Genomic DNA, 22,436 nt, shown 5'->3' with positions numbered 1-22,436 from the left:
CATTGGGCTAAGCTGGGTGTGTGACAGAGTTTGAGAAGGGGCCGCGAGGCCTGCGCAGCGGCAGGGGCGCACGAGAGCGCATCCTTAGCGCCTCACAACAACTGTTCCGTGACCAAGGCATCAACTGCACCGGTGTGGACCAGCTCTGCGCGGTGGCTCAGGTGTCCAAGCGGACGCTCTACCAGCACTTCGCGGGCAAGGACGAGTTGATCGCCGAGTACCTACGCCGATTCGATCCCGACATCCTGCCCGAGGTCTTCGACAGCACCGACCTCACACCCCGCGAACGACTCCTCGCCATCTTCGACATCCACGCGCCCTTGTGCCCGTTCATCGCGGCGGCCGTCGAGATCCCCGACCCTGGCCACCCGGCACGCGAACTCGCCAGTGACTACAAGACGGCGTTTGCGGCGCGGCTCACTGATGCCGCCCGCGATGCCGGCGCCAACGACCCCGAACAGCTCGGCGAGCAACTGGCGCTTCTGCTGGACGGCGCCTCGGCCCGCAGCCGGGTCCTCAACACCGACACCTTCGCCACCGCCGCCGCCATCGCCGCCGTCCTCGTCGACAACGCCATCCCCGCAGCATCGGCACCGGCCGCGGCTTCGCTTAGGAACTGACCAGCCTGCAACGCCGCCCGGAACCGCTGCGCCAACCCAGGCCGATACGCCGACGACAACTCCACACGACACTCTTCACTCGCTAAGTGTTGCGACCACCGCAAGAACCCAAGGATCGGCTTACGTGTGCATTGGGGTGACATGTAGGGCTGCAAAAGGCCGCCATTTATCGCTGCGAATCACACTGCCGGTCTGGCTCGCGGAACTTCTGATCACGGCCATGTGGGCAAGTCCCGCACGATCAAATGCACGGTGACCGGGGGATTACTGCGATCATTTCCTCATTACTTGATGCTCGCAGCAACATACTCCGCATCCACGCCCACCCCGCCGACGATCGACGAGTAGTGCCCCGTCAACCACGGGAGCCCGACCACATACAGTCCCGGATGCTCAGTGACCCCGCGGACCTGTCTCGGATAGCTCCACGCGTCCAGGACGGGAATGTCCACGAAGCCGAGGTCCAGTTTGTAACCGGTGGCCCAGAGCACCGCGGTGATGTTCTCGGCGGCCAGGTTCAGCAGAGCAGGCGACGAAGGAGGAAGCCAGTCGTCCGCCGGCGCCGGCTGGTGTTCAGGTGCATCGATCCCTGCGGCGGCGATGTAGGCGTCGAGCGCCCGCCCCATGCGTTGGCCGAATCCGGCCTCGACTGTTGCGAGGCGTTCGGGGAGGTCGTCCGTGAAGGTGAGTTCGCCGTCGTCGGCTGCTTCCAGATGCCCGTGCAGCCGGATGCCCTTACGGCCGAGTTCGCGGAGGTGGATGTCGTGGCCGCCGTCGGTGCCGGAAAGCAGGGGGTTGCAAGCGAACCGTGCCGCGGGGGAGGGCAGCTGCCCGACCGTCAGGGCGTTGACCCCGCACTCGGGACCGTGTATTCCGGCTTGGAGGATCCAATAAATGATGTCGTGCCCGCGATACCGGCGCGGCGCCTCCGGACAGGCCGACACCGCCAGATGCACCTCACGCCCGGCCGCGAGGAGGTCTTCCGCGATCTGCCCGCCCGACTGCCCGGTCCCGACAATCAGCACGGCGCCGTCGGGAAGCTGCTCCGGATTGCGATAGTCGTGCGTGTGGAGCTGCAGGACGTTCCCGGGGAGTCCGGCGGCCAGGGCCGGGATCTTCGGTATTTGATACGCGCCGGTCGCCAACACCACGTTGCGTGCCCGCCAGCCGCCGTCGGGCGTTTCGACGCTGAAGCTGCCATCCGACGTCGAGATCCGCGTGACGTCCGTGCCGGTCCGGACCGGGGCATCGATCCTCCGCGCGTAGTCGCGGAAATAGTCCACGGCGTCGTCACGCGCCATGAACGCCTCCGGCTCCGGCCCCGTGTACGGCATTCCCGGCAAGTCCAGCGAGAAGTTCGGCGTGTTCAGCACGAACGCATCCCAGCGATCCTGCCACGCGCCACCCAGCGCGGCTCGCCGTTCAAGGACCAAGTGCTCGACGCCGGCTCGGCTGAGGAAGTAGCTCGTGGCCAGTCCCGCTTGGCCTCCACCGACGACAAGCGTGTCGATATCGAGGGGGCGGTTCTGTTGTGCAGCTCTGTTCTGTTGTACTGCTCTGGGCGGGTCAGTCTCCATGAGCGATCCTTCCGGTCCCTTGGCAGAACTTTACGCCCGGAGATTCGGGTGCGGGAGGAGATGGCCAAAGTCGGAAGTACAGTGGACAGCACCGTCAGCCCCGTGGTTGCGTGGAACTGTCTCCATGGCCGCCAACGGGAGGAACAACAGTGAGCAAGCTAGCACTTATCACGGGCGCCAGCTCCGGAATCGGCTGGGCATTCGCCGAACGCCTGGCCGCTGACGGTTTCGATCTGGTGATCGTGGGCCGACGGGAGGACCGCTTGGAGCAGTTCGCCGCTTCGCATCCTAAAACCACGGTCCGCACCGTCGTCGCCGACCTCTCTACGACGGCGGGTATCGACTCGGTCGCCGGGATCTGCGCTACCGAGTCGGTGACTATGCTCGTGAACAACGCCGGCGTCGCGCACTACATGCCCCTCGCCGAGCTTCCCGCCGACAAGGCCACGGAACTCGTCAACGTCAAGGTCCTCGCCCCCACCATGCTCAGCCGTGCAGCGATTGCGGGCATGCAGGAACGCGGCGAAGGCACCATCATCAACGTGGCCGGCATGATCGCCTTCGGCGGCCCCGCCCCGCACGCCCAGATGCCCCGCCGCGCAGTTTACGGCGGCGGCCTGGCGTATCTCGTCGCGATGTCCCAGACTCTCAGCGCGGAGCTGGAGGGCACCGGAATCACGGTGCAAGTCGTGTGCCCGGGCGTGGTGGCCACCGAGTTCCATGAGCGCCAAGGCATGGACTTGAGCATGATGCCGCGGATGAGCGCCGCCGACGTCGTCACGGCAAGTTTGCGCGGCCTGGAACTGGGCGAAACCGTCTGCGCCCCGGGCGTCGAGAACGGCGGGCTCCTCGACGCAGTCTTCCAAGCAGACCTCGCTGCTTTCCGAGCGCAGAGCCCCGAGCTCGCCACGCGCTACCGCTAATTCCGGCGAACGAACCTAATGCGATCCTCCTGAAACGGTCCTAGAGTGTTGGCCATGGCTATCGCACGCTTCCCCGTCGTCGTACTCGATTGTCCCGACCCCAAGACCCTGGCTGAGTTTTACAGCGCCCTTCTTGAGTGGAAAATCGAGCGGAACGACGACGACTGGTGGTCCGTCCGCGCCGAGTACGGTGATTCGCTGGCCTTCCAGAAAGTCGACTCCTACAGGGCGCCACAATGGCCCGGCCAGGAGGTTGCGCAGCAGATGCACCTCGACGTCGTGGTCGATGACCTCGACACGGCTGAGGCAGCTGTGCTCGAGCTCGGCGCGACCAAGCACGAAAACCAGCCGGGAACGACGTTCCGTGTGTTCCTTGATCCGGCCGGTCATCCTTTGTGCCTCTGCCTGGACTGATTACAGATCGGTCAGGATCGGAGAAGCGGTCAGTGGGGCCTCGGCATAAAGTCGAAATCACGAAGCAACCCACTCACTAAAGGACCTGTCATGACCGCCATCGAATCAGTCACCCTCGAAGTTCCTGACCCCGCGGCCGCAACCGCTTTCTATGACGCAGCCTTCGGATTGGGCCCGCGTGTGCGCGTGCGGGCCTCCGATGCTCCTACTGACGGCTTCCGCGGGTTCACGCTGTCGCTCGTAGTGTCGCAGCCGTCCACCGTTAGCAGCCTGATCGACTCCGCTGTGGAAGCCGGCGCCACGACACTGAAGCCGGTGGCAAAGTCACTGTGGGGCTACGGCGGCGTCGTGCAGGCTCCGGATGGCGCGATCTGGAAGGTCGCGACGTCGGCGAAGAAGGACAGCGGTCCGGCCACCCGGGAGGTCGACAAGATCGTGCTCCTGATGGCGGTCGCGGACGTTTCCGCGAGCAAGCGGTTCTACGCCGACCGGGGCCTCTCCGTTGGGAAGAGCTTCGGTAAGTATGTCGAGTTCGCCATGCCGTCGAGTCCGGTCCAGCTCGGCCTCTACGCGCGCCGCGCCCTCGCCAAAGACGCCGGCGTCCCTCCCGAGGGCGCCGGATCGCACCGGCTCGCGATCAGCAGCGAAGCCGGCCCGTTCACCGACCCGGACGGGTTCGCGTGGGAGCCCGCATCTGCGTGAGGAGGGCGCGACATCGCGGCGCCTCCCACGGAAAGTAGTCCAAGGCCCTTGGGGATTGGTGAGTGATACCTTTGTCAACACCTAGACCGCGAAGGAGAAGCCGTGCTTTTTATCTCAACTGGTCACGACGTTCTCGCTCCAACCGCGTATGAAGTCATAGCGACGGTGCTGGCTTTGGCCGCAGTTGTCGTCTTTGTCTGGGCCTTGACTGTGCTCGCGCGCAGGGCCAGGAGTCTGACTCAGCGGGAACTGGTCCTCTGGCTCTTGTTGGTCCTGTTCATTCCGCTCATGGGCCCGGTGGCTTGGATCGCAACCAGCGTGAAGCATAGGAAGCGACCTTCGATTTCCTAAGTTAATGCCAGGGACTGTTCGGCATTCCCTGGCATTATGTTGGCCCTACCGCGAGTTCCATCGGAACCAGCGGATTCCGATGAAGGCGAACACCACGACGTATCCCACGCAGGCCAAGAGCGAATAGGTGTCCTGACCGCTCCAGACAGACTGGTTCAAGGCATCCGAGAAGAGTGCCAGGAGGGCTCCGACGGGGGACCAGTCCGCGATGGTTTGCATCGAATCCCCAAGGATGCCGCTGCCGCCGAGGAGGCCGAGGAGCAGCAGGAAGATCATGAGCAACCGGCCGATCGCACTGACGGCGTTGGTGGACTGAACCAAGCCGACCAGGGCTTGCCCGATGGCCAGGAACATGGCTGCTCCGAGGACCGCAATGGTGAGGACCAAGAGGTACTGGCCGATGTTGAGCGTCAGCCCGTGAACGATAGAGCCGACGATGACGACAATGACGGACGCGAGCAGGTTCGTGGCTATTTGGACGACAAGGCGGCTGGTCATGATCATCCAGTTGGGCGCCGGGGTGACACGAAGCCTTTGCAGCACACCGATCTCCCGGTCGTGGGCCAGGGCCAAGGTGAATCCGAGCAGGCACGAGGTGAGTAGTCCAAGGGTCAACGCCAAGCCGATGAGGAGGTTTGACCCGCCGAGCCGCGATTGTGCTTTGCCAAAGCTTGTGACCACAAGGATGACGACCGGCAGCAGGGCGCTCAAGACAAGTGAAGTCTTACTGTTGAGCATCACAATGGAGTCCGCGCGAAGTAAAGAGCCCATGGCGAGGCCGCGCGGTGGGCGGACAGTGGCGACGCTGGTGTTAGTCACGGATCTCACTTCCTGTCAGTCCGATGAACACGTCTTCCAAGGTCGGTGCCCCGTGGGAGACCGAAAGCACCCGCGGATCGTCCCTGTGTTTGTCGATCAACTCCGACGGCTTGCCGATGGTGAGCAGTATGCCATGGTCGATGATCGCGACCCGGTCGCACACGGCCTGAGCCTCCTCCATCGAGTGCGTGGTCAGAAGAATGCTGTTGCCTTCGCCACGGAGTTCCTCGATGCGACGCCATAGCCCGCGGCGCGACTGCGGGTCCAGCCCTGCGGTCGGCTCGTCCAGTAAGAGCAGGAGGGGGTTATGAATCGTGGCAATGAACAGTGCGAGCCGCTGCTGTTGCCCACCCGACAACTGTTTGAACCTTTTGCCCAGTTCTTGTTCGAGCCCGATGGCCCGCATGCTCGTACCGATCTGCTCCCGTGAGAGTTTCACTCCGTAAAGGCCGCCGTAGAGCCTGGCGATCTGCTGAATGGTCAGCTCGGCCTGGAAACTGGAGGACTGCAGTTGCACCCCGAGGCGCGCTTTCGCATCGAGCGGTTCCTGCTGAACATCGATTCCGTCCACCAGCAGCCGCCCGGATTTCGGCGTAACCAACCCTTCGATGGCACTGAGTGTGCTCGTCTTCCCTGCACCGTTCGGCCCCAGCAAGCCGAAGATCTCGCCGCGATGAATCTGAAAACTGACGCCGTCGACGACGGTCCGCGCGCCATACGCGACGCGCAAGGCGCTGACGTCCAAAACCGGCGGTTGTGCCGGCACATTCACTTCACTCATCGAGCCGCATCCCTCTCAGGGTGGCCAAGCCCGCCACGTCGCAGGGCACCGTTGTAGCGAGTCTATATCCGGGAACCTGATGTTTTCGTGAGAGCCGGCAGCGTCCGAACGCGGAAACTCAAGGCTTCTTAGCCGTTGGGCGGCCAAACGACGGGTTAGAACGGAATCCTGGACATCCATTCGTGAAGACGGGTGTGGCTGGGGTAGGAGTTCTGTGCACCGTGGCCGGTTGCCGCATATGCGGCGACCTTCCCCGCGAACGACGCAGCGGCTATCAGCCCTTCGCCTTTGGCGAGCCCAACGGCAAGGGCGCCGGCAAAGGCATCGCCGCACCCGGTGGTATCCACAGGGCTGATTTTTGTGGGCTCAATGTGAACGGGCGTGATGGGCCAGGTCTGAAGGTTTTCCATGACGACGGCGCCATCGGCTCCGAGCGTGACTACGGCGTTTTTCGTCCCTGTTTCTCCGAGCAAGGCACCGACCACTTGCCATGGGCGCTCCCGCGGGATCTCGGGCAAGTTGAGAGCGGCGATGGCTTCCAGCTCGTTCAGAACCAGGACATCGATCAGCGGCAGCAGGGTCTCTGCGGCTGCTGTGTACGGCGAGAGATTGAGGATCGTTATAGCGCCTAGGGAAGTGGCCGCCCGCGCAGCTGTGTGGATTGTTGCCAAGGGAACTTCAAGGCTTAGGCAAAGGACCGCTGCCTTCTTGAGGGCCAGAAGAGATTGCTCTACGAAGTCAGGCCGAAGACGGGCATTGGCTCCGGGCGAAACGACGATGAAGTTCTCCGCGGAATCATCCACCGTAATCAATGCGGTTCCGGTGCCGCATCCTGATTCGGTGCCGATCATGTCCGTGGCAACTCCAGACTGTGCTGCGGCCTGCCTCAGGTATGCGCCGTCTTCGTCTTCCCCTACGGATGCGATCAAGTGGACCTCCGCGCCGAGGAGTGCGGCGGCTACTGCCTGGTTGGATCCTTTGCCCCCTGCCCGGCGGCTCAGACCCTGGCCGATAACGGTTTCGCCCGCCAGGGGGAGCCTGCTTGTGCGGACGGTCAGGTCTGCATTCATTGATCCGACGACGATGATGGACCCGAGTGCGTCGATGCCTGTGTCCACATCGAGAATGATTGGTGTTGTCATGGTGTACCTGGTTCTTGGTTAGTCGATTTGGTGGAGCTCGAGGGTGCTGGCTTTCACGATTCTTGACGTGATTTCGGTTGCCACGGCTTCCGCATCGATGGTTTCTACGCGGCGGACGTTGCCGCCGGCATCCGGGATAAAGGTGCTCAGCCCGGCGGTTTCTCCTCCGAGGGCGATGGTGACGGTACCGCGGGGGGAGAGGTCGAACAGTTCGGGCCGGAGAAGGGTCAGGACGGTGATCGGGTCGTGGGGAACGTTCCATTCCTCGTTCCAGTAGGCCCACCATTGGCGGATGTCTGCGTCCAGTGCCGCTCCAAGGGGGCCTGCCGCGGCGATGAGTTCCAGTTGCTCGCGGCGCATTTCAACTTTGCGGGTGACTTCGAGGCCGGTGACGACGATATCGAGTTTCGACGCGAAGACGACGGATGCTGCCTGATCGTCGCTTCGGAAGTTGTGTTCGGGTTCGCTGGCGCTGAAGGCTCCGCCCATGATCCACAGGCGCCGCACGGTCCGTTCGAAGCCCGGGTCTGCTTGGAGTGCTGCTGCGATGTTTGTCAGCGGTCCAATGGCAATTACGTCGATTTCACCGGGATGTTCGGAGACCTGTCGTACGAGAAACTCGACGGCGCCTTCGGCCTGGATGTTTTCGGACTCCAAGACGTCGTGTAGGGAGCCTTCGTGGCCCGGCCACCAGACTTCGCGGCCTGATCTGGGGCTCCCGATTCCTTGATGGACAGCGAGCTCTCGTCCCGCAAGTTTTCCGAATCGTTTGGCGAGCCGTGCCCGGAGGAGCGTGTCCCCGTAGACGGTGGTTACTCCGAGGAGCTCGGCTTCCGGGGAGCCGAGTATAAGGGAGAGTGCGAGGGCGTCGTCGACATCGGATCCGATGTCCGTGTCAAGAATGATGCGGTGCTGTGCACCCATGGGTTTTCCTTAGGATGGTATTGGGCATGCCTGTGCCGGTGCCTGGCCGGTGCGGCACAGGCGGAGCGACGAGCTATTTGAGGCCGGTGGTGGACACCGACTGGATGAAGTAGCGCTGGAACGCGATGATGATGGCCAGCGGGATCATGGTCAGGACCATGGAGCCGGCAAACATCACCCCGTAGTCGACGTTGAACTGCCCCTGCATGTTCGACAAAGCGATTGGTCCCAGGATGTGCTGGGCATCGGTGCCGTTCAGGAGCGGCCAGACATATGACTGCCATTGGAACAGGAAAAGCGTCAGGCCCGCGCCGATGAGAGACGGTACCGACAACGGCAGGTAGATGCGCCGGAAGATACCCCACCACCCCAGACCGTCCAACCGCCCGGCTTCGACCAGATCCTTGGGGATGGCCAGGAAAAACGTCCGCAGCAGGAAGATGGCCATCCCGTTCCCGAGACCGGGAAGGATCAACCCCGCGTAGGTGTTCTGGAGGTTCCAGTTACGGAACAGATTTGCCAGGGGGATGGCGATCGCATCGAACGGGATAAGGAAACTCACCACGACGACAACGAACACAATGCCGCTTCCACGGAAGGGAATGGCCGCGAGGGCAAATGCCGCCATGGCGCATATCGCCAGCCCCACAACCACGGTGATTCCGCTGACGATGATCGAATTCAACGTGGCGAGACCGAGATCGCTGTGCAGCAGGGTGGCGTAGTTGTCCAGCGTGGGTGTTGCGGTGAAGAACGTCTCCCACTGCAAGGGATTCAGATAACGGAATGTATCGCCGCCGGGGCGCAGGGAGTTCACGAATGCCCACCAGAGCGGGAGCAGGAAGAGGATGCCGATGCATGCTCCCAAGACGCTCAATCCGAGGTAGGCGAGCCGGCGCTGTCTGGAAGTACCGGCGGGGGCTGTTGCGGCACTCATGCGGCATCAGAGCTGCGGAGTAGCCGGAACTGCACGGCGACGATGACGAGTGTGAGGAGCACGAGAACAATCACTTCTGCTTGGGCTTTGCTGAGGTCCCCGAGCGTGTAGGCCCGGGTGTAAATGTCGTACATGAGCAGGTTGCTGGATCCTGACGGTCCGCCTTTGGTGAGGATCTGGACGGGGGCAAAGATCAGGAAGTTGGAGACGGTGTCGGCGACAAGGACGAAGGCGAGCGGGCGGCGGACCAGGGGCAGGGTCACTGACCACAGCTTGCGCCACGCCGAGGCGCCGTCGATGGAAGCGGCCTCGTAGAGCTCGGTCGGGACGTCGTTGATGCCGGCGATTAGGAAGAGCATCCAGTAGCCGACGCCGATCCAGCTCAGCAGCACCATGATGGAGGCCAGTGATTGCTGGGGCGAGGTCAGGAACGGCTGGGCGGGCAGGCCCAGGAGGGTGAGGAACGAGTTGCCCAATCCGTCGGGCCGGTAGATGACACTCCACACGACTGCCGAGACCGCGGGAGGCACGGCGATCGGCAAGACCACAAGGGAACGCCAGATCTTCGCGCCCGCGGCCTTCCTGGTATAGAGCACCGCGAGGAGGAAGGAGGAACCGATCTGGAGCGGATTGACAATGAGAGAGAAGACGAGCGTGACGATCAGGGCGTTGTTGAAGTCCGTGTTGCCGAAGAGATCAGCATAATTTTCAACGCCGACGAAAACCGTACCGCCCTTGAGGAAGCTTGCCCGGAAGAGGCTCTCCCACAAGGCGACGGCAGCTGGTGCGATCCGCAACACGATGAGGCTGATCAATGCCGGTGCCAGGAAGGCAATTGCCACGGCCGCCAGAGGTGCCGGCCGCCTGCGGCGGGCGGGCCGCCGCGCTGACGCGGGCCGCCCGTCCATTGCAGGTCGATGAGTAGTTGTTTGTGAAGAGGACATTGCTACAGCTGCTTCCAAGCATCAGTGATCTGTTGAGCGGCCTGCTTGAGCCGGTCACTCACGGGGGATCCGTTGCGGATGTCCGCGAAGGCCTTGCCCATGAGTTCTTCGAACTGGATGTAGCCAACGCTCACCGGGCGGGGTTTTGCCGTCACGGTATTCTCGTGGGCGATCAGGCTGGCCAGTCCCTTGGTTTTGTCTCCACCGAGAGCCTCAAGCTTGGGGAGGTACTGGGCCGTTGCAGCCGTGCTTGACGGGATGATGGTGGTCGCGTCAGTGGTGGAGAGGTTACCGGCCGGGTCAAGGGAAGCGAACTCGAGGAACTTCTTGGCCGCTGCCTTGTTTTTCGACGCAGGGTTGATGCCCCAGGACCAGGAACCAGTGGGGGTGACTTGGCTTCCGCCGGCGAAGTACGGCATCGGGGCTACACCCCAGTCAATGTTGGACTTGGCGAAGTTGCCGATGTCCCAGGGACCTCCGACGAAATAGGCCACCTTACCCGAAGTGAAGACAGGGCTGGTCTGGAATCCGCCAACGCCGCGAGGGGAGAGTCCTGAGGAGAACGTGTCCGAGTACCACTGCATGGCCTTCTCCCAGCCCGGGTTCGTGATGTCGGTCGTGAGCATCTTGTCGCCGCTGATGCCTGAGCCCCCACCGAGGGATTCGGCCAGCGGCTGCAACTGGTAGTAAGACTCGACCTGTTCAAGCAGGAGCCCGTACTGGGTTCCCGCGGCCTGCGCGGCTTTGCCGTCCTTGACGATCTGCTCCCAGGTCATGCGCTGTGCCGGGTCAATGGAGGGGTACTTGACCCCGGCCGCGTCGAGGGCCTTCTTGTTGTAGAACAGCATCTGCGTTGAATTCCACACGGGCAAGGCCCACAGCTTGTCCTGGTACAGGTTCACACTGTATTGCGCGTCAGGGACGGCGGCTTTGGTCTGGCCTTTCAGGCTGCTGAGGTCTTCGAGGTAACCCTGGGCGGCGAGCTGCGACAAACGCGGCTGGTCCACGGTGTAAACGTCGATCGTGTCGTCTTTAGCGCCGAGGCGTTGCTGCAGCGTGGGGTTGAGCTGGTCAAAGGGAACTTGGGAGTACTTGACGGTAATGTCCGGGTTCTTTGCCTTGAATGCCGCGATAACGGGGGCGAAGGTCGCGGGATCTTCGGGACCAAGCAGGTTGACGGTCCCGGTTCCGGAGCCTTCGCCGCCGATCGCGGCCGCGGAATTCGCGGGGCCCGTCGAACAGCCCGCAAGGAAAAGAGTTCCGGCCGCAAGCAGCGACGTCGCCGCGAGAAGTTTGCGCTTCACAGGAAGCCTTTCTGATGTGAGGAGGCGATGCCACGAAGCATCTAACCGGTTAGACTACTCGCAACCGAATGGGTTGACAAGGCTTTTTTGTGATCCGCTTTGTGGGATACGGCCGGTATGATCAAAGCATCTATGCGGTTAGAGTCTGATGTCTAGTAGAGGAGACGCCCATGCCAACAGCCCGAGACGTTGCAAAACTGGCCGGAACGTCCAACGCGGTCGTCAGCTACGTATTCAATAACGGTCCCAGGGCCGTGTCGGCCGATGCACGGGAACGGGTTTTGCGGGCTGCGCGAGAGCTCGACTACAAACCCAACGCACTGGCGCGGGCGTTGAGCGCGGGCAAAACCAGATCGATAGGGCTGATTGTTCCGGACATTGCCAACCCGTTCTTCGCGGAACTTGCCCGCGCGGTAGAGGTCGCCGCAGCCGGCAGGGACCATTTGCTTTTGATTGGTGACTCCGCGACAGATGAGGGCCAGGAGCACCGCCTCATCGAAACATTCATCGAACGCCAGATTGACTCCCTGATCCTCATCTCCCTTCTGGACGAACCCGACCTCAAGCCCGCCCATGCGGCCCGATTGCCGGTCGTCGCCCTCCACCCGCTCTCCGAAGAGCAGCGAGCGTCATCGTTGACCATCGATTACGAGGAGGCCGCCTATGTGGCGACATGCCATCTGCTTGAGCAGGGCTACGACAGTATTGGCCTGCTCAACGGGCCGGTCGACTCCGTGGGAACCAGGCAACATGCCGCAGGATTCGCCCGCGCAGTTTCCGGAACGGCGGTTCGTGTGACGGAACGGACTTCCGCCATTTCCAGGGCAGGAGCCTCCGAAGTGACCGCCGAGTGGCTTCGCTCCTCGGATGCCCCACGCGCCATTTACGCCACCACCGACGAACAGGCCCACGGGGTGCTCTTCGCCGCCTATTCCCTCGGACTTGGCGTCCCGGGCGAAATCGCGGTGGTCAGCGTCGACGGCACCGAGGCGTCGGCCTATTCCGTGCCCCCTCTGTCATCCATCCGCCAGCCCACTCAAGCCATCGCCCGGAGGGCAGTCGAGCTTTTGGTGGACAGAACTACCGACGATCCAATCGTGAACGAAATCTTCGACTTCGAACTGATCGTCCGCAAGTCATCCAAAGCCTGAGCCACGTGCCGCACTGGCCTTGGACCTCGGGTGCAGCCATTTGTCGGTGAAAACAGAACTACCAGGAGCGCCAGAACGTATGGAATATCCCCCGGTCACATCACGGCTTGCTCCCACAGAGAAGACTCTCAAGTTCCTGCCGAAGGTGTCACTCCATGACCACCTCGACGGCGGACTGCGACCGGAAACCATCATCGAACTCGCCGAGGAGGCAAACCTCTCACTGCCTTTTAAGGACGGAGCGAAGCTGGGCGCATGGATTGCCGACCAGTCAGACTCGGGCTCCCTTTCCGCCTACCTCAAGCCGTTCCACATCACCGGAGCCGTCACACAAACCCGAGACAGCCTCGTTCGCGTTGCCCGGGAATTCGTCCAGGACCTTGCTGCGGACGGCGTGATCTACGGCGAAATCCGATGGGCGCCCGAAAACCACCAACGACGCGGACTTTCTCTCGACCAAGCCGTCGACGCCGTCCAGGAAGGGATTCAGGCCGGAACAGCCGACGTCGAAGCCACCGGAAGGCGGCTTAGAATAGGCCAACTCATCGCCGCTATGCGTCACGATTCCAGGTCCCAAGAGATTGCCAAGCTTGCAATACGACACAAGAACCACGGCGTCGTCGGATTCGACATCGCCGGCGCCGAAGCCGGATTCCCCGCCTCCAGACACGCCGAGGCATTCAACCACCTTGCCGCAGGCCTCCTGCCCGTTACGATACACGCAGGAGAAGGCGCCGGACTGGAAAGCATTCGCTCCGCGCTACTCGATGGCAGGGCCTTGCGCTTGGGCCACGGCGTCCGGCTGGCTGAAGACATAACCCCCCAACCGAAACATGCCGGAACAGCTTTTGCCCTCGGGGACCTCGCCCAGTGGGTGAGGGACCGCGAAATTGCGCTCGAAATGAGCCCATCGTCGAACGTCCAGACCGGTGCGATCGCGCTATGGGGCACCCGGCTAACGGATCATCCCTTCGACTTGCTCTACCGCCTCGGCTTCCGCGTCACTGTTAACACCGACAACCGACTCATGAGCAACACCACACTCACCAAGGAACTGTCGCTCCTTGCCAGCGCATTCAACTACGGACTCGAAGACATCAAAGCTTTCCAGATCAACGCCGCAACGGCGGCCTTTCTCCCGGTAGACGAACGCGAAGACCTCAAAGATGTCATCCGAGCTGGCTTCGCCGACCTACATCTTCTCCCTGAATCTTCGTAGCCGACCTGGATGAACGTGATCAGCACTGGCTAGGGCTGCCGCTGCGCCGATGGCACCGCCGCACGCTCCCAATGCTCCCGCAGCAACGCTCCAAGCCGCTCGGGTTCGATACGGTGCGGGGGATCGAAGTGGTGGCGATCCGGGAACACTTCGAGGCGGAAGTCCGGGAATACCGTGGACAGCCGCTCGGCAACCTCGCCGTAGTCGTCCGGGTTGCTCAGGCCACCGAGTACGAAGAACACCGGCCGATCGAACGCAGCAAGTCGCGCCCTATCCAGATCGTAAATCTTGAAGTCCCGGAGAAACGCCCTGATCCCCGCCGGCCGCTTGGCCATCCACGGCGGCGGTCCACCTTCGGGCGGTGGCGGAAGGACGACGTCGGGCTTCACTCCCAGCCTCATGAACGCGGCCATGAACTGATCAGGCGGCAGGGTTTCCAGCGCTTCATATTCCTTCCAGAGTTGGGCGTGCACCGGACTCCAGTCCCAACTGCCGGCCCAGGCGGGCTCCAGGAGCGTGAGACTGAGCAGTCGCCGGGGATGCTTGGCGGTGAACGCCAAAGAGGCGGCTCCGCCTCCCGAATAACCTAGTAAGTGGAACGTCTCCCAGCCGCGGGCGTCGGCCTCGCGGAGGACACCCTCGATCTCGGTGTCCAAGCTCCAGCCGGGCGGCGGCTCATCGCCGTTGTACAGTTCCAGGTCCTTCGCCACGGCGTCGACGTCGGGACCCAGAGCTTCGATCAGCGCACCGTAGGCGGGTTGGGCAGGAAGCACGCTCCCCGGAAGAAGGACGACCCGAATCGGCTCCATGGCGGAACTCTACGCCGGTTGGGGCGTCAAGGGAGGGGGATGAGGGGCGATCTTCCGGGCGAGACGACACTGACGCCGGCGTCAACAGCAGTGGCGAGAAGTTCGCCGTCGTAAGCCACCAGCAAATCAGTTTGAAGCCTGATAGCAGTTGCCAGATGGATCGCATCCGCACTCCGCAGTCGGCCGGGAAGCGCGGCGGCATACATCAGATCGGAACGGGCGACGTCCACCAGATTGATACCGCTCAGGACAGTGTTGACTGGCTCTGCGCCCAGTCCCCGCCGCCGCGCCGCGCAATGAAGTTCGGTGTAGAGCAGCATCGACGCGACGAGGCGGTTTCCGCCTGCGGCCGCAGTCGAAAGATACTCAGCGAGGGCAACAGATTCCGGTTCGTCGACCAGAAGCTTGAGGATCGCCGAGGTGTCCAGATAAGTGATCACCGATCGCCACGCAGATCTGCCAGCATGTCCGAGGTGCGCATCTCACTCTTGATGCGGGGCACAAGCCTGAAATCCACGGGACTCCCAGCGGCAGGGCGGACGCCGCCTGATCGCAGCAGCCGTTCGAACGGCGAGGCGGAAGGCGGAATGAGCGTGGCCGCAATTTCCCCATTGTTGGTCACGTCGATTATTTCGCCGTTTTTGACGCGCTCCAGAATCTTGCTGCTATTGTTCCGGAGCTCGCGGTGCGGGATGGTGGTCATCATTTGCCTCCGTAGCAATCGTAGCATCGTCCGGCCTCTGAGGTTTGGTTTCGGTTTAGACCGGACCCGCAGCAATTCGTTCCAGCGCCCAGTCCCAACGGATCAGCTCCTGTTCCAGGCGCACGCCGTTTCCGTAGCGGTTGTTTCCCAGCGACTCGTAGACCTCCGCTTCCTCTGCAGTGAGCCTCGTCAATTGGGCCCGTGACGGTGACACTTCCACACTCCACGCCTCCCGATGGGCGAGCAGCGTCGCCTCATCCATGAGAACGCTGGACACGTGTGGGTGAACAGAGCGGAGCTGATCCAGGATCCGGAAGCCGTGCGTGTCCAGGTCGCCCCAGTAAAAGACCTCACAGTCCCGTAGCCACTCGGCGTCCCTCAGCGCTGAAAAGCCATATCCGGCGCCAAACAACGCCAAGGACCGTGGCCGATGTGGGAGGGCTAGGAAGTTCACCAGGTTCTCGGTGACGAGCACGGATGTAATGGGAAGGCGGAGGGTGCTGAATGCTTCTGCGGTGACCATGACATCGCGGGCATCACCCAACAGCGGGATCGCGGGGTCCAGCACTCGGAAACGGACGAGCTCAGGTGGATGCAGGAAGCCATGACGTCCGGCGAAACGGGCTGCCGGCGTGCGCGCTATCGGACTCTCCAGCACGGATTCTTCCTTGTCCAAAGCAGAATCTTGACCTGGCAGATCATCCTCCGGCGGCCGGTTCTGCAGGACGGCCAGCATTTCATCAATGATCCGCCGATGAGTCTCGATGAACTTCGTGTGGACTCCGGGGAGGCTCAATTGCCTTAGATAGATCCCCGGCCCGGGATTCACCCTCAGCCACAGCGCCACCCGGGCAGCAGTCAGGGCCGCATCGCCCAGAGACAACAGTTGAAGCGGGCGTTTCATTGCCCAGGCACTTAGTGCCGGATCCAGCCGGGTGAGCCCCTCAGCCAGCGAACGGAACCGCCCCAGCTCCCGGGTCTTGCCCACGAAGGCAACCTCGTCTTCCACCCTCGCGAACACTGCCACGGCGGGGAGTTGGTTGGAACCGATCGTGGTGCGCCCGACGTCGACCGTTTCCACAGTGTAGGCCCCCACCGAGGCGAACAACTCAGTTGCCCACTCCCGCGCGGCCGCATAATCGTCGCGCAGCTCGGCGGCCGAGGGCCGCTTCAGCGCGCGACGGCGGGGGTACGCTTCCGTTGGTTCCAGCGCCTCGCGCAGCAGTTGCCCACGCTCCCACGCGGCAGCGGAGAGGGAACGCAGCCCAGCCAGCGTGGTCCAGTTTCGGGGTGCCCCCGCGGATTTAGATGCGCCGGTGTTTTTAGCCGGCACGGCGATCCCGTTCCTCGCGGTATTCCTTGATCGTCATGTTGCGGAGCTGGGAGTCGTTGCCGTTGGTGTTCGCTACGAAGCCCACATGTGCTACAAAAGGCTCGATCACGTGGATCTTCTGCAGCGGCGTAACGATCAACAGCTGCAGTTTCATGCGCTGGAAGAGTTCCAGGCCGTACCGCGCGGACTCGTCCGAGCCACGGCCAAACGCCTCGTCAATCACCACAAAGCGGAAGCTGCGTCCCTTCGCCGCACCCTTCCCCACGCCTTTTCCGGATGCCAGCCCGAACTGGAAAGCCAACGCCGCCGCGAGGATTGTGTACGCCAGTTTTTCCTTCTGGCCGCCTGACTTTCCGCCTGAGTCGGTGAAATGCTCGAATTCTTCACCGGTCTCGGTCCACTTTTCCGAGGCTGAAAAAGTGAACCAGTTCCGAACGTCCGTTACTTTGGCTGTCCAACGCTCGTCGAGAGCCGTGTAGCCCTCCCGTCCGCGGAAGCGTTCGATCAGCCTCTCCACCTGCAGGTACTTCTGCTCCGAGTACTGGTCTTCGTCGCCGATGGTCCCCTCCGAGCAAGCCCGCAGGTCGATCCCGAACTGGCGCACGTCCAAGTCGGTTGAGCCCTGGTGCTCCAACTGGATATGCCTGCCCGGGTTGTATTCGATCCCCGCCAAGGACACATTGATTTCACCGATCCGATTCACGATGTCCTGGCGCCGGCTGTCCAGGAAGGCGTTGAATGCCACCACCTCGTGGATGGTGTTCTGGGTCAGTGACTCCTTGAATCGCGCCTCGAAACGCGGCAGATCGTCCTTCTCCAGCTGCTCAAGCAGACGGCTGAACTCTTGGGCTGCTTCCAGCGAAGCGTCGATGTCGGTGGTTTCGTTGGGGTACTTGCCGCGGAACTCCGTCATCAAGCGAACGGTGGATGCTGCCGCCGTGGCGATGCGTTTCGTGAGTGCATCGATCGATGCGGTCAGCCCGGAGCGGACGGTGCTCTCGGCGGTGCCTGTGTTTTTGTACGTGAGTGTTTTCTCGCCGAGCACCTCGGCGGCGAGCCGCGTGACGGCGGCCAGCACGCCGTCGTCGTCGGTCAACGGATGCTCCAGCAGCGCAAAGCGGCATTCCTCGATCGCTGCAGCGATATCTTTGGCATCCTTCTCGTTGGCGCCGAGTCGCTGTTGGATCTTGTTCGACTTCTCCTCGAAGCGTCCGAGCTTCCCGCTCACCTCGTTTTCTTTGGCCGTCAGCTGCTGAAGCACGCTGCTGGCCGACCGGAGTTCGTTCCTTTCCGCCTTGAGATCCTCGACCCGTCGCGCGGTCAGTTGCCAGCCGATCTCGGCGAAATCGGCCACAGAACGGATCGTTCCGAGCTGCTGGTTCCGGAGCCCGAGAGAGCCGAGGGACACGTCCACTTTGCCCAGCTGGGTTTCGACCACGCTCACCTTGCCCACGATCTCGTCCCGCTCGGCGAGGAAACGGGTGATTTTGTCGTGGTTGTCCCAGCCCAGGACGTAATTGCGCCGGTCCGCGAGATCCCGGCGATCGTCCTTCTCATGCCTGCCCCGGCCGCCCTTGAGCTGGCCGTTGACCGTCAGGGATTTGGGGTAGCGGCGGAAGTCCTCCATGGTCTCGCAGCAGACATAGTCGAACCGGGTGCTGAGTTCGTCCAGAAGGAAAGTGCGGAAGAGAGTGCCTTGCTTGATCGTGATTTTCGCCGCCAGTGTCCCTGCTGCGGGAGGCCGCGCCGGGTTCGAATCCCCGACCTTCAGGTAGACCAACCTGGCCCGGAGGTTATTGGAATCCACCCAACTGCTGACCGCCGGGTAGTGCTCTGCGGAGACCAGTAGGGACAAAGCGAAACCACGCAATGTTCTTTCCGCCGCGCCCTCCCATTCCGACTCGCCGTCGCGCACCCGCAGCAGTTCGCCGGCATATGGCAGTGCGGTTTCCGCGACCCCGATTCCCTCACACAAACGACGGCGGAGCTCGAGTTGGGCGAGCGGCAGCAGAGTTTGGCGGGACTGCAGGCTAGCCAGTTCGGCGTCGATGTCTACCTTGCGGCTGCTGAGTTCGGACCGCTCCAAAGTCAATCCGGTGCGGCGTTCCTGCAGCGCACTGGACTCGGCAACAAGCTCCTGTTCCACCTCGCCCAAACGCGCCCGGTTCGCGTCGAAGAGCACACGGTCTTCCGGCATCCTCAAACCCAGTTCGACGGCGGCAGCGGAGTATTGCTCGAAGCGCTTGCGTTGGGAGCGGGACTCTTCCTCCAGCCGTGCGATGTCGGCGTCGATCGCGGCCAGCCGGCCTCCACCATTGGTGCGGATGTCCTCCTGGACCACTGAAAGCTCATGACGCAGCCGCGAAATGTCCGCAGCGAGCTGGGTGCTGTCTTCCAGTAGCTTGACCCCGGTGTTTTCCAGCTCCCGCTGGTGTTCAAGGCTCAGTGTTAGCTGCTGATCCGTGAACCACGGATGCAACTGGTCGCGCTGCTGTCGGGCAAGGGCGTCTTCGCCACTCAGCTGCTCATGCACTGCGGCACCGTCCCGGATTGGTTTCAGCAAGCCGATCTGGTCCTTCGCCTTCAACACGGCCTCGTGGGCCTTCTTGAGGTCGTCGAAGTGATGGATGAGGTTGTCGATGCGCGACTTCACGTCATCGTCCTCGAGCATGTTGGTCCGCACGAAGTGGGTGATGTTCTCCACCTGTTTCATGGAGACCGTGCGGTGGAACAGATCCATGGCCTGGTTGCCGGTGATGCCAAAATGACGCTTGAAGGCCGCGGCGTAGGGGTCGAAGGTGTCATGGACAGCCGCACCCGCGGCGCGGAGCTTCTTTTTCAACTTGGCCGGATCCTGTCCGAAGTTGGCGAAGTCTTCCGCGATGGACTGCTCAGTTTCGGCCAGCGAGTAGAAACGGCTGGGCTGGCCTGCTTCTTGCATGGTCCAGAGGGTGATGGCCAGCGTGACTGACTTATTTAGGATCGCGTTATGGAAGACGCCGAGGACTACCGTCAGGGCTCCGGGCGCCCGGAGTGCCACGGGTTTGGAGTACTCGCCGCCGGTACTGCGCGTGCTCTTGTGGAAGCCTCGAACGTACGACATGAGCGTGCGTTCGCGTTTCTGGGCGCCCGCGGCTTTGTTGTAGTCGATCCTATAGGCAGGGAGCAGGAGCGTGGTGATCGCATCAACCACGGTGGACTTCCCCGAACCGATGTCCCCGGTCAGAAGGCTATTGGCACCATCCAAACGGAACGTGCGGACCCCGCCGTGGAATGTTCCCCAGTTGAGCAGCTCCAAGCGGTGCAGCCGGAAGCCCGGGAGGGCGCCGTCGTCGTCCTTTTGCCCCGCCGGGAGCTCGTCCAAGCTGAAGAGGCCGTCCTGCAGCTCGGTGGTCATGCGTCTTCCGTTTCCGTTGGAGCTGCGGGCTTTTGCCCGGTGAGTGAGCGGCGGTAGTCCGCCAGCCGGGCATCGAACTCTTCCAGCCACTGGGCATCGACATACGCCTTGAGGATGCGGGCCACCTCGTAGGTGCCGGTCTCTCCGCGCAATTTCCGCAGGAAACCGAGCTCTACGACCTTCTTGATGTTGGCACCCAGCTTGTCCAGGATCCGGGCTTCATTGCTGGATTCGGGCAGGAACACCGAAACCATCTCGGCAATTTCCTGCTCCGTCATGATAAGGCGGGTCTCGCTGCTGTTCGTGTCGAACTCGAGCATCCGGGCACGCAGAAGGGCCAGGAGCAGGCTGACATCGAAGGTCAATTGGCGTCGGGGGATAAGCCGGGGGAGCGTGACATCCGGGTCTTCCCGCGATTTGAGGAAGGCGTACCCTTCGGATTCGTCCAGGATCAGGTCCAGTCCGAGGACCGCAACATAGTCGCGGACCTGGGAGGCCAAGGCCAGAAGCGACTGCCAGATCTTCTCGTCGGTTTCGGAATAGACCACGCCTTTGAAGAGCCTCGTGACGACGCCGGGCAGTTCCTCCGGAGTGCGGGTGTCCGGTTCCATGATGGTGTTCATGCAGGCCTCACAAAGATGATCTGATCGATTGTCGCTTCGCGGATGCTTCCGTCCGGCAGGGACCAGGACAGTTTCTGGGTCGCCTCCGGGTTGATGTTCGCCCATTCCGAGTCGGCAGCCAATTGGTAATAGGCAACCAGCTCGGCGAGGCCCTGCGACAGGGTATAGGCGGCGGTGATGTCAGCCAATGTGGCCTGATCCGAGTCCTCCAGGACCGCATCGATGTGGGCCTTGAGGTGCTCTTTGTCCACATAGAACTGGCTGAACAGGGCGCCGGCGTCAACATCGGCGTCGTCGGCCGTGACGACGTCGTCCATCACCAGGACTCTGCTGCCCGGCTCATAGAGGGGACGCTCGAACGGCAGCGCGACATCCACCGACGGCGCGTCGATCTCCATGAAAATGCCCGACGGCGGTTGGGCGCGGGTGGCGAGGGCGGTCGACTCGACGCTTCGGATCAATTGCATGATCCGCTTGTTCTCCAGGAAGACCTTGTCATCCAAGAGCCTGCGCATTTGCTGGGACAGTTGGCGGACAGTGGCCTGTGTTTGCTCGACGGCGGGCAACCAGTCCTGGTGGAGATTGGCTACGGCATGGAGGTTGTCCATGCGGGACAGCGCCTCGATCTGCGTCGCGCGCTGCAGAAGGTCCCGCAGCTCCGTCCGGAGTTGTGGCGACATCAGGTAGTCCCAGAACCCCTGGAACGTGCGCCCCTGCAGGGAGCTGCCAATGTCCTGTTGGTTGGCAAAAATGGAGTCAAGGAGTTCGCCTTGACTGCCATCCCACGTGGCGATCTGCTCGCGCACCTGGCGGTCCAGCCGCCGGAAGTTCTGTTCGACTTCACGGAAGTCGGAGAGCAAGTCTTTGGCCAAAGTGGTCAACTGTTGGAAGTGGTCCAACGCTTCCGGAGCGCTCATGACCTTGATGTTGCCCTCGCGGAGGCGCTGCATTTCGGCGTCGATCCCGTCGCGCTGGCGCTGGAGCTCGGCTAAGCGCACTTCCGGGTCTGTCTCGGATTGCTGAACGAGCGTCTTGAGTACGGCGAAAATGCTGGTGAGGCGGGACTGGGTGGCCACGAACTCCCTCCCGCGCAGGTTCTCGACCCACCGCACCACGTCTTCCGCGGCTGCGGTGAGATCGTAGTGGGGTTCGTCCTCCCCAGGCACGTAGTACTTCCGCAGCCATGCCCTCTCAGGATCGGCCCAATCGTCGAGGTATTCCGACGCCGGACGGGGAAATTTGCCTTCACCGAAAGACTCGCGGACGCCGAACAGCACATCCTCCAGAATGTCGACGAGTTGCTGCCGGCCGATGTTCCGCTGGTTGGGACCGGTAAACGCGGCCATGAAGAAGTGCACTGCCAGCGGAGCGTTCTGGGCGCGAAGCAAGGCCCATCCTGCATGGTTTTCACGCAGTGAGTTTATTGCGTAGTAATCCATATGATCCTCAGGTTCAGCCGTGCCGGCCGCGTTCATGCCAGGGAGCACTTCAGCGGCTGCATCCCGTGACTCTAGGCTAAGCGAGGTCCCGGACATTATTGGGGTCGGCCCGTGTGTAGCCGCCAGTTCGCGGCGCGCGGCAGATGAAGGTTTTTGACAAATAGTAGCCATCCGCCCAAAGCCCTGTATGCTTGTAGCTGTTGTTGTGTTTGGCATTTGGTAGTTCAGGCAGTTCCCGCGGTTCATCAACCGCGACCTTCTGAAGTAACGGTGGAGAACACCCCACACCGGAGGCCCGACAGTCGGGACAACCTCCACCTTCAG

22 protein-coding genes are annotated in these 22,436 nt (G+C 62.4%); 7 read left to right on the top strand and 15 right to left on the bottom strand.

The window, feature by feature from the left end:
• Window positions 1–20: 20 nt before the first annotated feature.
• Window positions 21–620, top strand: coding sequence for a TetR/AcrR family transcriptional regulator (locus AB4Z38_RS04935; RefSeq protein WP_441428669.1), 600 nt, complete (start codon window positions 21–23; stop codon window positions 618–620).
• A 284-nt stretch (window positions 621–904) separates the two neighbouring features.
• Here the strand turns inward: AB4Z38_RS04935 and AB4Z38_RS04930 are convergent, their stop codons facing one another.
• Window positions 905–2,197 (bottom strand): flavin-containing monooxygenase, encoded by a 1,293-nt coding sequence (locus AB4Z38_RS04930; RefSeq protein WP_441428668.1) that lies wholly within the window; start codon window positions 2,195–2,197, stop codon window positions 905–907.
• Window positions 2,198–2,346: 149 nt separating this feature from the next.
• On the opposite strand from AB4Z38_RS04930, the gene AB4Z38_RS04925 reads away from it, so the two are divergent.
• The 4 genes from AB4Z38_RS04925 (at window position 2,347) to AB4Z38_RS04910 (ending at window position 4,587) form a co-directional block, all read left to right on the top strand.
• Window positions 2,347–3,120 (top strand): SDR family NAD(P)-dependent oxidoreductase, encoded by a 774-nt coding sequence (locus tag AB4Z38_RS04925; RefSeq protein WP_441428667.1) that lies wholly within the window; start codon window positions 2,347–2,349, stop codon window positions 3,118–3,120.
• A 54-nt stretch (window positions 3,121–3,174) separates the two neighbouring features.
• Window positions 3,175–3,534 carry a VOC family protein gene (locus tag AB4Z38_RS04920; RefSeq protein WP_441428666.1) on the top strand — a complete coding sequence of 120 codons (360 nt, stop codon included), beginning with the start codon at window positions 3,175–3,177 and terminating at the stop codon, window positions 3,532–3,534.
• Window positions 3,535–3,624: 90 nt separating this feature from the next.
• Window positions 3,625–4,236, top strand: a complete 612-nt coding sequence (locus tag AB4Z38_RS04915) for a glyoxalase (protein WP_441428665.1) — start codon at window positions 3,625–3,627, stop codon at window positions 4,234–4,236.
• Window positions 4,237–4,338: 102 nt separating this feature from the next.
• On the top strand, window positions 4,339–4,587 hold the full coding sequence (locus tag AB4Z38_RS04910) for a hypothetical protein (RefSeq protein WP_441428664.1): 249 nt from the start codon (window positions 4,339–4,341) through the stop codon (window positions 4,585–4,587).
• Between the two features lie 45 nt (window positions 4,588–4,632).
• On the opposite strand, the gene AB4Z38_RS04905 is transcribed toward AB4Z38_RS04910, so the two are convergent.
• The 7 genes from AB4Z38_RS04905 to AB4Z38_RS04875 form a co-directional block, all read right to left on the bottom strand.
• Window positions 4,633–5,406: an ABC transporter permease gene (locus AB4Z38_RS04905; protein WP_441428663.1), complete on the bottom strand. Its 774-nt coding sequence runs from the start codon at window positions 5,404–5,406 to the stop codon at window positions 4,633–4,635.
• Window positions 5,399–6,187, bottom strand: coding sequence for an ABC transporter ATP-binding protein (locus AB4Z38_RS04900; RefSeq protein WP_441428662.1), 789 nt, complete (start codon window positions 6,185–6,187; stop codon window positions 5,399–5,401). The genes AB4Z38_RS04905 and AB4Z38_RS04900 overlap by 8 nt, the downstream gene beginning before the upstream one ends.
• Before the next feature lie 155 nt (window positions 6,188–6,342).
• Complete coding sequence (locus AB4Z38_RS04895; RefSeq protein ID WP_441428661.1) at window positions 6,343–7,329, bottom strand: ribokinase; 987 nt, start codon at window positions 7,327–7,329, stop codon at window positions 6,343–6,345.
• 18 nt (window positions 7,330–7,347) lie between these two features.
• Complete coding sequence (locus AB4Z38_RS04890; RefSeq protein WP_441428660.1) at window positions 7,348–8,253, bottom strand: nucleoside hydrolase; 906 nt, start codon at window positions 8,251–8,253, stop codon at window positions 7,348–7,350.
• A 73-nt stretch (window positions 8,254–8,326) separates the two neighbouring features.
• The gene (locus tag AB4Z38_RS04885; RefSeq protein ID WP_441428659.1) at window positions 8,327–9,190 is read right to left on the bottom strand and encodes a carbohydrate ABC transporter permease; all 864 of its coding nucleotides are present in this window, start codon (window positions 9,188–9,190) and stop codon (window positions 8,327–8,329) included.
• Window positions 9,187–10,032 carry a carbohydrate ABC transporter permease gene (locus AB4Z38_RS04880; protein ID WP_441428658.1) on the bottom strand — a complete coding sequence of 282 codons (846 nt, stop codon included), beginning with the start codon at window positions 10,030–10,032 and terminating at the stop codon, window positions 9,187–9,189. Before AB4Z38_RS04880 ends, AB4Z38_RS04885 begins: the two co-directional genes overlap by 4 nt.
• 104 nt (window positions 10,033–10,136) lie before the next feature.
• Complete coding sequence (locus AB4Z38_RS04875) at window positions 10,137–11,438, bottom strand: sugar ABC transporter substrate-binding protein (protein ID WP_441428657.1); 1,302 nt, start codon at window positions 11,436–11,438, stop codon at window positions 10,137–10,139.
• Between the two features lie 170 nt (window positions 11,439–11,608).
• Here AB4Z38_RS04875 and AB4Z38_RS04870 point away from each other — a divergent pair, with 170 nt between their 5' ends.
• A complete protein-coding gene (locus AB4Z38_RS04870; protein ID WP_441428656.1) occupies window positions 11,609–12,589 on the top strand; it encodes a LacI family DNA-binding transcriptional regulator in 981 nt (326 codons plus the stop codon).
• A 79-nt stretch (window positions 12,590–12,668) separates the two neighbouring features.
• Window positions 12,669–13,808, top strand: a complete 1,140-nt coding sequence (locus AB4Z38_RS04865) for an adenosine deaminase (protein WP_441428655.1) — start codon at window positions 12,669–12,671, stop codon at window positions 13,806–13,808.
• A 29-nt stretch (window positions 13,809–13,837) separates the two neighbouring features.
• Here the strand turns inward: AB4Z38_RS04865 and AB4Z38_RS04860 are convergent, their stop codons facing one another.
• Genes AB4Z38_RS04860 through AB4Z38_RS04830 form a run of 7 tightly spaced genes read right to left on the bottom strand, consistent with a single transcriptional unit; the run spans window position 13,838 to window position 22,112 of the window.
• Entirely contained in the window at window positions 13,838–14,617 is a 780-nt protein-coding gene (locus AB4Z38_RS04860; RefSeq protein WP_441428654.1) for an alpha/beta fold hydrolase, read from the bottom strand.
• A gap of 26 nt (window positions 14,618–14,643) precedes the next feature.
• Window positions 14,644–15,057, bottom strand: a complete 414-nt coding sequence (locus AB4Z38_RS04855) for a type II toxin-antitoxin system VapC family toxin (protein ID WP_441428653.1) — start codon at window positions 15,055–15,057, stop codon at window positions 14,644–14,646.
• Window positions 15,054–15,323, bottom strand: coding sequence for a type II toxin-antitoxin system Phd/YefM family antitoxin (locus AB4Z38_RS04850; protein ID WP_441428652.1), 270 nt, complete (start codon window positions 15,321–15,323; stop codon window positions 15,054–15,056). The genes AB4Z38_RS04855 and AB4Z38_RS04850 overlap by 4 nt, the downstream gene beginning before the upstream one ends.
• A gap of 52 nt (window positions 15,324–15,375) precedes the next feature.
• Window positions 15,376–16,653, bottom strand: coding sequence for a Wadjet anti-phage system protein JetD domain-containing protein (locus AB4Z38_RS04845; RefSeq protein WP_441428651.1), 1,278 nt, complete (start codon window positions 16,651–16,653; stop codon window positions 15,376–15,378).
• The gene (locus AB4Z38_RS04840) at window positions 16,643–20,050 is read right to left on the bottom strand and encodes an ATP-binding protein (RefSeq protein ID WP_441428650.1); all 3,408 of its coding nucleotides are present in this window, start codon (window positions 20,048–20,050) and stop codon (window positions 16,643–16,645) included. Before AB4Z38_RS04840 ends, AB4Z38_RS04845 begins: the two co-directional genes overlap by 11 nt.
• Window positions 20,047–20,673 (bottom strand): DUF4194 domain-containing protein, encoded by a 627-nt coding sequence (locus AB4Z38_RS04835; protein ID WP_441428649.1) that lies wholly within the window; start codon window positions 20,671–20,673, stop codon window positions 20,047–20,049. Before AB4Z38_RS04835 ends, AB4Z38_RS04840 begins: the two co-directional genes overlap by 4 nt.
• The gene (locus tag AB4Z38_RS04830; RefSeq protein ID WP_441428648.1) at window positions 20,670–22,112 is read right to left on the bottom strand and encodes a DUF3375 domain-containing protein; all 1,443 of its coding nucleotides are present in this window, start codon (window positions 22,110–22,112) and stop codon (window positions 20,670–20,672) included. Before AB4Z38_RS04830 ends, AB4Z38_RS04835 begins: the two co-directional genes overlap by 4 nt.
• Window positions 22,113–22,436: the final 324 nt, after the last annotated feature.

Origin of the sequence: Arthrobacter sp. 2RAF6 (genome assembly GCF_052115205.1) — a bacterium.
Taxonomy (GTDB): Bacteria; Actinomycetota; Actinomycetes; order Actinomycetales; family Micrococcaceae; genus Arthrobacter.
Note: the sequence above shows the minus strand (reverse complement) of the source record. Positions and strands in the feature narration are given on the sequence as shown.